The organism is Pseudomonas sp. PICF6 (assembly GCF_009831705.1).
Lineage (GTDB): Bacteria > Pseudomonadota > Gammaproteobacteria > Pseudomonadales > Pseudomonadaceae > Aquipseudomonas > Aquipseudomonas rhizophila.
In genome coordinates, this window is the sequence record NZ_WUUD01000032.1 from 163498 (window position 1) to 175444 (window position 11947).

Annotated in this window: 11 protein-coding genes and 1 riboswitch; of the genes, 4 read left to right on the plus strand and 7 right to left on the minus strand. The window is 62.0% G+C overall.

What is annotated here, in order from left to right; genetic code table 11:
- Positions 1-234: 234 nt before the first annotated feature.
- The 3 genes from cpdA to GSM73_RS21345 all read right to left on the minus strand — a co-directional run bounded on the left by cpdA (position 235) and on the right by GSM73_RS21345 (position 2234).
- Entirely contained in the window at positions 235-1050 is an 816-nt protein-coding gene (gene cpdA, locus GSM73_RS21335; protein ID WP_160893746.1) for a 3',5'-cyclic-AMP phosphodiesterase, read from the minus strand.
- A gap of 123 nt (positions 1051-1173) precedes the next feature.
- On the minus strand, positions 1174-1626 hold the full coding sequence (locus GSM73_RS21340) for a DUF1249 domain-containing protein (RefSeq protein WP_047225883.1): 453 nt from the start codon (positions 1624-1626) through the stop codon (positions 1174-1176).
- Positions 1617-2234 (minus strand): NUDIX domain-containing protein, encoded by a 618-nt coding sequence (locus tag GSM73_RS21345; protein WP_076382912.1) that lies wholly within the window; start codon positions 2232-2234, stop codon positions 1617-1619. Before GSM73_RS21345 ends, GSM73_RS21340 begins: the two co-directional genes overlap by 10 nt.
- A gap of 214 nt (positions 2235-2448) precedes the next feature.
- On the opposite strand from GSM73_RS21345, the gene GSM73_RS21350 reads away from it, so the two are divergent.
- Positions 2449-3195: a DUF3298 domain-containing protein gene (locus GSM73_RS21350; RefSeq protein WP_076382914.1), complete on the plus strand. Its 747-nt coding sequence runs from the start codon at positions 2449-2451 to the stop codon at positions 3193-3195.
- Here GSM73_RS21350 and cytX read toward each other — a convergent pair.
- Positions 3164-4456, minus strand: coding sequence for a putative hydroxymethylpyrimidine transporter CytX (cytX, locus tag GSM73_RS21355; protein WP_047225886.1), 1293 nt, complete (start codon positions 4454-4456; stop codon positions 3164-3166). The genes GSM73_RS21350 and cytX overlap by 32 nt on opposite strands.
- Before the next feature lie 169 nt (positions 4457-4625).
- A complete protein-coding gene (thiC, locus tag GSM73_RS21360) occupies positions 4626-6515 on the minus strand; it encodes a phosphomethylpyrimidine synthase ThiC (protein WP_047225887.1) in 1890 nt (629 codons plus the stop codon).
- Between the two features lie 175 nt (positions 6516-6690).
- Positions 6691-6796: riboswitch (TPP riboswitch) on the minus strand.
- 154 nt (positions 6797-6950) lie between these two features.
- Between thiC and GSM73_RS21365 the strand changes: the two genes are divergently transcribed.
- The gene (locus GSM73_RS21365; protein WP_047225888.1) at positions 6951-8390 is read left to right on the plus strand and encodes a TolC family outer membrane protein; all 1440 of its coding nucleotides are present in this window, start codon (positions 6951-6953) and stop codon (positions 8388-8390) included.
- Positions 8391-8460: 70 nt separating this feature from the next.
- On the opposite strand, the gene waaA is transcribed toward GSM73_RS21365, so the two are convergent.
- Together waaA and GSM73_RS21375 are read right to left on the minus strand one after the other, a co-directional pair.
- Positions 8461-9735: a lipid IV(A) 3-deoxy-D-manno-octulosonic acid transferase gene (gene waaA, locus GSM73_RS21370; protein ID WP_160893748.1), complete on the minus strand. Its 1275-nt coding sequence runs from the start codon at positions 9733-9735 to the stop codon at positions 8461-8463.
- 22 nt (positions 9736-9757) lie between these two features.
- Positions 9758-10648: a LysR family transcriptional regulator gene (locus GSM73_RS21375; protein WP_047225890.1), complete on the minus strand. Its 891-nt coding sequence runs from the start codon at positions 10646-10648 to the stop codon at positions 9758-9760.
- A gap of 104 nt (positions 10649-10752) precedes the next feature.
- Between GSM73_RS21375 and GSM73_RS21380 the strand changes: the two genes are divergently transcribed.
- A complete protein-coding gene (locus GSM73_RS21380) occupies positions 10753-11085 on the plus strand; it encodes a multidrug efflux SMR transporter (protein WP_047225891.1) in 333 nt (110 codons plus the stop codon).
- Positions 11086-11290: 205 nt separating this feature from the next.
- Positions 11291-11947, plus strand: a 657-nt coding sequence (locus GSM73_RS27700) for an FAD-binding oxidoreductase (protein ID WP_256677035.1), incomplete at its 3' end; no start/stop codon positions are given.

Here is an 11947-nt window from a genome sequence, read left to right on the forward strand (position 1 = left end):
GCCAGCGGCCGTTACCGCATCAATGGATATGTACCCGGTCAACAAAACCCTGATCGACTGTCAGGCCGCCATCGCGAGCAGGCTCGCTCCCACAGTTTGATGGAAGTACACCGGGAGAAACAGGTCGGCTATAAGGCCGCCTCGCAAGCAAGCTGTGCTCCCACAGGTCCAGCTCAAACAGGTCTGACGGTGTACGACCGGGAGAAACAGGCCGGCTGTCAGGCCGCCTCGTCCTCAATACCCGTTGGATTCGTAATCAGGGGTAAACGCAAACCCGACCACCCGCTCAACCCCCGTCTCCAACCGCCCATCCGGCAAAAGCCGCAACCACCGATACCCCGGCGCCTGCCCCCCCACCGCAAAATCCTCACTCCCCGGCTCAAACTGAATACAGGTCGAAGGCGAAGCCAACAAACGAACCCCCTCACGCACCTGATCAACCTCCTGATGCACATGCCCCCACAGAACAGCACGCACCTGAGGAAACCGATCCAACACCGCAAACAGCGCCTCAGGATTACGCAACCCAATCGGCTCCATCCACGCACACCCAATCGAAACAGGATGATGATGCAGGCACACCAAGTGATGTCGCTCCGGCGCCTCGCTCAAGGCATTGGCCAACAGAATCAATTGCTCCTCGGCCAAAAACCCCGGCACAGAACCTGGCACGGCAGAATCGAGCATCGTCACCCGCCAATTGCCAATGTCCACCACCGGATCGAGCAACGTACTCTTGACCGCCGCCTCAAGCATCACCTGCGGCTCATCATGGTTACCGGGAATCCAACGCGCCGGCGCGTCGATACGCGCACTCAGTTGCCGAAACGCCTCATAGGACTGCAGCGTTCCGTCCTGGGACAAATCCCCAGTGGCAAGCATCAGGTCAATGTTCGGCTGCTGCTTGAGCACCAAGTCAATGACCGCCCGCAGGCTGTCGCGGGTGTTCATGCCCAGCAACGAAGCGTCGGCCTCGGCAAACAGGTGACTGTCAGACAGTTGGACCAGCAGCGCCGTATCGGCGGTGGTCAAGGTGGATACGCTCGGCAAATCGCTCTCTCCCAGGCGCGACTACGCCATTGGATGAAGCGGCAATTATGCTGGGGAAGATCGAAAGGGGAAACCCGCGAACCGGAACCGGTTCACAACCAGTGTCCAGTTTTTGACCGGCAGCTACCGAACAACCTCGAATTCGTGGCCCAGCGCCAGGCAATGACTCAGCCATTCCCCCAGAAACAGGTTCAACTGGGCCTTTTCATCCGGTTGGTGCATCGACGCATTGGGATAAGGATAGATGCCGCGAAAACGTCGCGCATGTTCGGCGCTCACGACTTCGGCCATGCGCGCATCGTGATAGACCTGCACTTCCAGTTGCGGCACCGGCAGCCACGGCAGGCTGTGTTCCTGGCGCACTTGCAAGGTGGTGGTGTACGGACAGGTTTGCAGCACTTCAATGGCCAGCACGCCGAGCATCTGGTCGCCATGGGTCACGGCGATACGCCGGGGCGCGGGGTCGTTGCGCATGTCCGGCAACAAGCGCATCAGGCGGGCGTAGTTGGCCTCGCAGGCGGCCTGCAACCCGACCAGATCGACGCGATAACGGTCGCGCAGCTTGCTTAAGACCATAGCCCCCTCACTTCATCGCGATTCAAGGCCAGCCATTGCAAGGCAATGATGCTGGCCGCGTTGCAGATCTGCCCGTCGCGCACTGCTTGCAAGGCATCTTCAAAAGCCCAGACCTTCACACGAATGTCCTCGGCTTCTTCCACAAGCCCATGCAGGCCACCGGCCCCCGCACTGTCGCAACGCCCCAAATAAAGATGCACGAATTCATTGCTGCCGCCCGGCGATGGAAAATACTTGGTCATCGGCCAGAGCGCAGCGAAGACAAGCCCAGCTTCCTCCTGCGCTTCGCGATGAGCAACTTCTTCCGGTTGCTCGTCCTTGTCGATCAGGCCGGCCACCAGTTCCACCAGCCAGGGGTTGGTGGTCTTGCCAATGGCGCCGACGCGAAACTGCTCGATCAGTACCACCTCATCGCGTTGCGGATCGTAGGGCAGCACGCACACCGCGTCATGACGCACGAACAGTTCACGGCTGATTTCACGGCTCATGCCACCGGCAAATAACTCGTGGCGCAGGTGGACGCGATCGAGTTTGTAGAAACCCTGAAAGCAGTTTTCACGCTTTACGATGTCCACGGCGCTCGGTGTGGCGTTGGCGAAATCGGTCATGACAGTCCTCGTTTGCAGCGGATCGATGCGAGGTTCCAGCCTCGGCTTCGCGCCATCCTAACAAGCCCGTACCGTTTGATGCAGCCCCTTTCCAGTCATCGGGATAGACGGCTGCCCTCAAAGCCACTCTAATGAGCTTAGTGGCGAACTGATTGCCCTGCCGACAGTCGAAGCGGGTAACTTTTCGCCTTTCCCTGTTTCATGAAGGACGCCCATGTCGCTTTTCAAAACCCTTTGCGTGGCCACTATTGCCCTGACCCTGGGCGCTTGCCAAAGCCTGTTCCAACCCAACTACCGCGCTCCGCTGGAAACTACCCGCGATGCCTCGGAACAACTGCAACCAGGATGCGCCAGCGCCGACTGCCCCCTGGTCAACATTGACACCCTGCGCTTTCCCGCCGAGCCGGCCTTGGACGGCATTATCGAGAAACGCCTGCTGCAAATGACCCGCACCACACCGGACGCTCCGGTGGCGCCGACGCTGGCCGCCTACCGCGAGCAGTTTTTGCGCAGCGCCGCGCCGCGCAACAGCAGTTACTTGCAAGCCAAGGTACGGGAGCAGCATGACGGCTTGGTGATCATCGAATTGTCCAGTTACCTGGACACTGGCGGTGCACACGGTACGCCGGGGCGCGGTTTCATCAACTATTCGCGCCAGCAGCACAAGGTATTGACGCTGTCGGACATGCTGCTGCCGGGCCAGGAAGAGGCGTTCTGGAAAGCCGTGCAGGTCGCCCACAACAGCTGGCTGATCAGCACCAAACTGGATCAGGAACCGGAGTTCGTGAAGCAGTGGCCGTTCCAGAAAACCCCGAACGTGGCGCTGACCTACGGCGGCGTGATCCTCAAGTACCAAGTGAGCACCATCGCGCCATACGCCCTGGGCCACATCGAACTGAAGATCGCTTACCCGCGCCTCAATGGCATCCTCAAGCCCGAGCTGTTTCCCGGCCGTAGTTGAAAGCCCGGCCCAGTATCAGTTGCAGCAACCCTGCCAGGACCAGCGACGGCAGGGTGGCGCCGATGTCCGGGTAGAAGTTGGCCAGCAGGTGATAGGTGCTCACCCCGCCCAGCCAGGCCAACAGTGCCGGCCAGCACAACGCCGCTGACACGACCCGGCTGGCGCGCTTGCGCAGGATGAAGTGGTCCACCAGCACCACCCCGAACAGCGGTGCGAACACCGAGCCGATCAGCAACAGGAAATTCTGATACTGCGCCAACGGCGCGAAGCAGGCGATCAAGGTGCAGACCACGCCAATCGCCAAGGCCAGGTGCTCGACTTTCAACCCCGTCAGCATGCCGCTGGACACCGCCGCCGAGTGGATATCAGCGAAGGCATTTTCCGATTCATCCAGCAAAATCAGCAGCAGCGGGATGCCCAGCCCGGCGCCCGCCAGGGCCAGTAACAGCGCGTTGACTTCACCGCTCGGCGCGAACGCCAGGGTGTAGGCCACGCCCAGGCTCATCAGCCAGAAATTACCGATAAAGAACCCCAGCGCGGTGCCGCCGAAGACGTTTTTTGCGCGTTTGCCGAAGCGCGAGTAGTCGGCAATCAGCGGCAACCAGGACAGCGGCATGGCTATCGCAATGTCGAAACCGACGGCAAACGGCATCGAACCATCTCCCGCCCGCGCCCACAACGCCGCCAGATCAGCCTTGGCAAACAGGTTCCAGGTCAGCCAGATGCACGCCGCCAGCAGCAGCCAGATGCCCCACTTGCGCAGGACCTTACGCACGAACGTCAGCGGCCCGCTCACTGCCAGCAGGGTCGCCAGTGCGCCGAAAAACAATGTCCACAGCAGTGGGTTCGAGCCCAGGCTGCCTTCGCTGAAGGCCCGGGCGCCGAGCAGGCTGGCGGCGTCACGCATGACGATGATTTCGAATGAGCCCCAACCGATCAACTGCAGCAGGTTCAACACCGCCGGCACGCTCGCGCCCTTGCCGCCGAGGCTGAGCTTGAGAGCGGCCATGGCCGACAGGCCGGTGTCGCTGCCGATCACCCCGACGGCCGCCAGCAGCAAGACGCCCACCAATGTGCCGAGGAAAATCGCCAGCAACGAACCGCTCAGGCCCAGGCCCGGCGCGAGCAAGGCGCCAACCTGCAAGACCATCAGGCCGATGCCGAGGGAGAACCACAGGGAAAACAGATCGCGGGCGCCGAAGACGCGCCTGTCCAGGGGGACGGCGGCGTCGGGGGAGTAGGTGCTGGGTTGGATGTTCAAAGTTGTTATCTCGGGGGATATTTGTTGTTCTGGCGATTGCTATCGCGAGCAGGCTCGCTCCCACAGGAGATTTGCGGCGAACACAAAATTTGTGAACAACCGAGATCCACTGTGGGAGCGAGCCTGCTCGCGATGACGGCGGTGAAGTCACCGCCGCCCTCAGCACCGATCAGACTTTCTTGTACAGCTGACTACCTTCCTTCTTGAACCGCTCAGCCTGTTCCGCCAAGCCCTGGGCGACATCGACATCCACCGCTTCAATGCGCTGGTTGGCCGCGTACTCGCGCACTTCCTGGGTGATTTTCATCGAGCAGAACTTCGGCCCGCACATCGAGCAGAAATGCGCGACCTTGGCCGAATCCTTCGGCAGGGTTTCATCGTGGTACGAGCGGGCGGTGTCCGGATCCAGGCCGAGGTTGAACTGGTCTTCCCAGCGGAACTCGAAACGCGCCTTGCTCAAGGCGTTGTCGCGGATTTGCGCGCCTGGGTGCCCTTTGGCCAGATCGGCCGCATGCGCGGCGATCTTGTAGGTGATGATCCCGGTCTTCACGTCATCCTTGTTCGGCAGTCCCAAGTGTTCTTTCGGGGTGACGTAGCAGAGCATGGCGCAACCGAACCAGCCAATCATCGCCGCACCGATACCGGAGGTGATGTGGTCATAGCCCGGCGCAATATCGGTGGTCAGCGGGCCGAGGGTGTAGAACGGCGCCTCGTCGCAGCACTCCAGCTGCTTGTCCATGTTCTCTTTGATCAACTGCATCGGCACGTGGCCCGGGCCTTCGATCATGCACTGCACGTCATGCTTCCAGGCGATCTTGGTCAGCTCGCCGAGGGTTTCCAGCTCACCGAACTGCGCTTCGTCGTTGGCGTCGGCAATCGAACCCGGACGCAGGCCATCGCCCAGCGAGAAGCTGACGTCGTAGGCCTTCATGATTTCGCAGATGTCTTCGAAGTGGGTGTAGAGGAAGTTCTCTTTGTGGTGCGCCAGGCACCACTTGGCCATGATCGAACCACCACGGCTGACGATGCCGGTGACGCGCTTGGCGGTCATCGGCACATAACGCAGCAGCACGCCGGCGTGGATGGTGAAGTAGTCGACGCCCTGCTCGGCCTGTTCGATCAACGTGTCGCGGAACAGCTCCCAGGTCAGGTCTTCGGCCACGCCGCCGACTTTTTCCAGGGCCTGATAGATCGGCACGGTGCCGATCGGAACTGGCGAGTTGCGGATGATCCACTCGCGGGTTTCGTGGATGTGCTTGCCGGTGGACAGGTCCATGACCGTGTCCGAACCCCAGCGAATGCCCCAGGTCAGCTTCGCCACTTCTTCTTCGATGGACGAGCCCAGTGCGCTGTTGCCGATGTTGCCGTTGATCTTCACCAGGAAGTTACGGCCGATGATCATCGGTTCCAGTTCGGTGTGGTTGATGTTGGCCGGGATGATCGCGCGCCCCCGGGCGATTTCGTCACGCACGAATTCCGGGGTGATGACTTTCGGCACACTGGCACCGAAGCTGTGGCCGGCGTGTTGCTGGTCCAGCAGGCCGGCGGCGCGGGCCACTTCCAGCTTCATGTTTTCGCGGATGGCGACGTATTCCATCTCAGCGGTGATGATGCCTTTGCGCGCGTAGTGCATCTGGCTGACGTTGGCGCCGGGTTTGGCGCGACGCGGGTTGTTCACATGGGCGAAGCGCAGTTTGGTCAGCTCGGGATCGGCCAGGCGTTCCTGGCCGAAGTTGGAGCTCAGTCCCGCCAGGCGCTCGGTGTCGCCACGGGCTTCGATCCACGGTGAGCGCACATCGGCCAGGCCTTTGCGTACGTCGATGATCACATTCGGGTCGGTGTAGGGACCCGAAGTGTCGTACACCACCACGGGCGCATTGATTTCGCCGCCAAAGTCGGTGGGGGTCACGTCGAGGCTGATTTCGCGCATGGGCACGCGAATATCCGGGCGGCTGCCCTGGACATAGATTTTTTGCGAGCGGGTAAAGGGCTGAACCGATTGCTCATCGACCTTGGCCGAATCACTGAGGTTGGTCGCGTTTTTTGATTTTGTCGTCATCACGGGCTCTCCAGACACACATCCAGGCAGTGGATTTTTGTCGGAGCGAACCTGTAACGAATGGACGCGTCCCTGCACGAGAGTGCGGACGCTGTGCTTGCTGCTCGAGGCTGCTCGAAGATCGAAAGTCGATTGTCGAACAACATCCCGGACGAAGCACAAGAGGACTCGCCGGGTGACGAGAAATCTTGTTCCCTACGCAGGCGCTAACCTGATCAGGTTCAACGGGATCCGAAATTATTCGATCTCAGCCTCATAGCAAGGCACCCCGACAAGAACCCGGCCAGTCTAGACACAACCACGCCAGAACGCCATCGCCAGGGCAAAAGGCGTGATGAATGGCGCATATACAGGATTGTTGCCGTGCGCGGGCGCAACTACACTCGCTACGCCGCGCCTCTTGTGCGCAATCATTTGAGAAGTAGGGAACGCCTCATGCTGCGCAAACTCTCACTGGCCCTTGCCGTGTCTTGTGCGTCCAATGGAATGGCCTGGGCTGCCGAAGCGCCCTTGACCACCAAAACCGATCTGGTGAGCGTGTACCAGGAAGCGGTGGACAACAACGCCGACCTGGCCGCCGCCCGCGCCCAGTATGGCGCCCAGAAAGAAGTGGTGCCCCAGGCGCGCGCCGGGTTGCTACCCAACCTGTCGGCCGGTGCCGACCTGAACAACACCCGTACCGAGCTCGACGAGCCCGCCATGACCGCCTCCCGTAGCGGTACGGTCTACCAGGCCACGCTGTCCCAGCCGATTTTCCGTGCCGATCGCTGGTTTCAGTTCCAGGCGGCGAAGTCGGTCAACGAACAAGCGTCGCTGCAACTCTCGGCCACTGAACAGAACATGATCCTGCAAAGCGCCGAGAGCTATTTCAACGTGCTGCGCAGCCAGGACAACCTGGCCTCGACCAAGGCCGAGGAAGCGGCGTTCAAGCGTCAGCTCGACCAGTCCAACGAGCGCTTCGACGTGGGTCTGTCGGACAAGACCGACGTGCTGCAATCCCAGGCCAGCTACGACACCGCGCGAGCCAACCGGATCCTGGCCCAGCGGCAGGTCGACGACGCCTTCGAAGCCCTGATCACCCTGACCAACCGTCAGTACAACTCGCTCCAGGGCATCGTCCACACGCTGCCGATCCTGCCGCCGGCACCGAACGACGCCAAGGCCTGGGTCGATACGGCCGCCAAGCAGAACCTCAATCTACTGGCCAGCAACTACGCCGTCACGGCCGCCGAAGACACCCTGCGTCAGCGCAAGTCCGGGCATGCCCCGACCCTCGATGCGATCGCCCAATACAAAAAAGGCGACAACGATGGCCTCGGTTTTACCAACCCCAGCCCCACCGGTCAGCGTTATGGTGGCGATGCCGAGCAACGCACCATCGGCCTGCAATTGAGCATCCCGATCTACAGCGGCGGGCTGACCAGCTCTCAGGTGCGCGAATCCTACTCGCAACTGACTCAGACCGAACAACAGCGCGAAGCCCTGCGCCGGCAGGTGGTGGAGAACACCCGCAACCTGCACCGGGCGGTGAATACCGATGTGGAACAGGTCCAGGCCCGCCGCCAGTCCATCATCTCCAACCAGAGCGCAGTGGAAGCCACGGAGATCGGTTACCAGGTGGGCACGCGCAACATCGTCGATGTACTCGATGCCCAGCGTCAGCTGTACACCTCGGTGCGCAACTACAACAACGCCCGCTACGACTACATCCTCGACAACCTGCGGCTCAAGCAGGCAGCGGGTACGTTGAGCCCGTCGGATCTGCAGGACCTGTCGCGCTATCTCAAACCCGACTACAACCCGGACAAGGACTTTCTACCGCCGGATCTGGCACAGGCTGCGGCGGAGCAACTGCGCTCGCGGCCGACGCAGTAACCCCTCGGAGGGAAGCCTCCTCAGCAACCTCCTGTGGGAGCAAGCTTTGCTCCCACAGATATTCAGTCGCTCAGTCAATCAACCGCCCCAATCCCTCCAACAACCGCTGCAACGCGCCCTGATTGGTGCGCATCACCGCAAGCCCCGCCTCGGCCATGCGCTGGGCATCGCGAGGCAGTTCGAACAGGCGTTGTACCGCCAGAGCCAGGCTTTCGGCATCTTCGACTTCCGCCAGCGCCCCGGCAGCCCGCAGTTGCGCGGCGATTTCGAGGAAGTTGAACAGGTGCGGCCCGCTGAGCACCGGCTTGGCCAGTGCCGCCGGCTCCAGCAGGTTATGGCCGCCGTTGGGTACCAGGCTGCCGCCGACAAACGCGCTGTCGGCCAGCGCGTAGAGAAACAACAGCTCGCCCATGGTATCGCCCAGCAGCACCGTGGTCTGGGCAGTGACAGGCTGTGCGCAGGAACGCCGCACCGTGGCGAAACCTTCGTTCTCACACAATTGATGCACTGAATCGAAACGCTCGGGATGGCGCGGCACCAGGATCAGCAACGCATCGGGATAACTGGCGAGCAACCGACGGTGGGCGGCCAGCACCACCTCATCTTCGCCTTCATGGGTACTGGCGGCGATCCACACCGGGCGCTCCGTCGCTTGCCACTCATGGCGCAAGGCGCTGGCGCTTTCCAGCAGTTGCGGATCGATGGTCAGGTCGAACTTGATCGAACCGGTGACCTCGACGGTTTGCGCCCGGGCACCCAACTGGCGCAAGCGCTCGGCCTCGGCTTCGGTCTGGACAGCGAACAGGCTCATCTCGGCGAGCATTGGCCGGGTGAGTTTGGGCAAACGTGCATAACCGCGCGCAGAACGCTCCGACAGTCGCGCGTTGGCCAGGGCAACAGGGATGCCGCGCCTGGCGCATTGATGAATGTGGTTGGGCCACAACTCGGTTTCCATGATCACCGCGAGCACCGGCCGAACCCGATCGAGGAAACGGTTGGCCGCGCAGGGCAAGTCGTAGGGCAAATAGCAATGCTGGATGCGTGGCTCGTTGGCGAACAACGCCTGGATGCGCTCGGAACCGGTGGGCGTCATGCAGGTGACCGTGATCGGCAGCTGTGGATAACGTTGCAGCAAGGCGCGGATCATCGGCGCGGCGGCAATGCTCTCGCCCACCGACACGGCGTGGACCCAGATGCCTCCCGGCACCATCACCGGCAACCCCCAGGAAAAACGCTCGCCGATGCGCCGGGCGTAGGCCGGCGCCTTGCGTGCCCGCAACCAGAGCCGAATCGCTACCAGTGGCAGCCCCAGATAAAACAATGCGCTATAGAGAGTTCTGTTCATGGCGGCGGAGTTTATCGGGTTTTCAGCCGATCGCCTGCAACTGCACGGCAAAACGTTCCGCCAGCCAGCGCGCGGCCGGGCCCAAAGGCTCGTCGCGGCGCCAGACCAGTTCCACCACCAGGGCCGGCGGGGTCCACTCACTGTTGAGCTCGACCATATCCCCCAGGTACGCCGGGTACTGCACCACATGCCGTGGCAGCCACGCCCAGCCCAGGCCGCTTCTCAGCCATTCGGCCAAGACGTAGAAACTGTCGGCGCGCCAGACCTGCGGGCTGGCCTGTTCACTCCCAGGGTAGACACTGGACTGGGTCGCCATGAGCAATTGCCGATGCCGGGCCATTTCCAGGCAGGTCACGTAATCATGGCTCGCCAGTGGATGCCCCCTGCCACAGACCGTGACCATCTCGACGCTGCCCAGCACCCGGCGCTCCAGCGCTTCGGGGATCTGGTCGTGATAAAACAACAACCCCAGGTCAGCGCGGCGCTCCACCAGTTTGCGCGCCACATCGCCCTGCGCGGCGCTGGCCAGTTGTACCTCGAGGGTCGGGAACCGCTCGGCCAGGGCCGCCAGGCTGTCGATGACCGGCTGATAGGGCATCGCCTCATCCTGAGCCAGGCGCAACATCGCCTCCTGACCGCGCATCAGGGCCAGGGCCCGGCCATTGAGACGCTCACACTGGCGCAGCACTTCCCGCGCCTCTTCCAACAAGGCCTCGCCGGCTTCGGTGAGCTTCGGCTGGCGGCCACTGCTGCGCTCGAACAGCGTCACGCCCAGGTCGGTTTCCAACAACGCAATCGCGCTGCTAATGGCCGATTGAGCCTTGCGCTGGTCCCGCGCCACGGCGGAAAACGAACGTTTCTCGGCGACGCCGACAAACAGCCGCAGCTGCTCCAGATTCCACAGAACACTCATGACCCGACCTATCTCGTGTACAGATAGGTAATGACTTTACCCCATCTGACAGCGCCCTAAAATGTCCACACAGAAAGACGCACCCTTCAAGAGGATTTTCGCCTATGAACGCTTACTACTACCTGGCCATCGCCATCTGCGCCGAAGTGATCGCCACCGTGTCGATGAAAGCGATCAAAGGCTTGAGCACCCCCCTGCCTCTGCTGCTGGTGATCGCCGGCTACGGCATCGCATTCTGGATGCTGACCCTGGTGGTGCGCACCGTTCCGGTGGGCGTGGCATATGCGGTCTGGGCTGGGATGGGGATCGTCATGGTCAGCGTGGCGGCGCTGTTCATCTACGGGCAGAAGCTGGACGTGCCGGCGATGCTGGGGATGGCGTTGATTGTACTGGGGGTGGTGGTGATCCAGCTGTTTTCCAAGACTGCCGGGCACTGAAAACATGGATTAGTGGGGCTGATAGCACATGTGCGGCAAGGAGAAATCTGTGGGAGCAAGGCTTGCCCGCGATAAAATGACGCGGTCTCTCTGGAACCGAGGCGCCGGTATCGCGAGCAAGCGTTGCTCCCACAGGTTGAGCGGCGAAAACTCCATCCATCGAGTCTGTATACTGCGCCCTCGTCTTGAACACTGAGGTCGCTGCATGCCATCCGTTATTTCCACCGACGTTCTGATTGTCGGCGCCGGAGTCGCCGGCCTCTGGCTGAATGCGCGCCTGCGCCGCCAGGGCTTTTCGACTGTGTTGGTGGAAAGCGCCAGCCTCGGCGGCGGGCAGAGCATCAAATCCCAGGGCATCATCCATGGTGGCGCCAAGTACGCCTTGCACGGTGCCCTCACCGGCGCCTCGGAAGCCATCGCCGACATGCCACGCCGCTGGCGCGAAGCCCTGGCCGGCGAGGGCGAACTGGATCTGTCCGGCGTGCGCCTGCTGTCCGAAGCTCACTACCTCTGGTCTCCCGGCACCCTGGCCGGCAACCTCACCAGCTTCTTCGCCAGCAAGGCCGTGCGTGGGCGGGTCGATCAGGTCAAGGGCGAGCAACTGCCGCCGGCCCTGCAAGACAAGCGCTTCAAGGGCAAGGTCTATCGCCTGGCCGAGTTGGTGGTGGACGTCCCCAGCCTGCTTGCACGGCTGGCAGATCTGGCCGGCGATGGTTTGCTGGCCGGCAAAGATATCGAGCCGTTGCGCGACGGCGACGAACTGATCGGCCTCAAGGTTGATGGCCGCGAGATCCGCGCCCAGCGTATCGTCCTCAGCGCCGGGGCCGGCACCGCCGATCTGCTCAGTGCCCTGGGCCTGGAG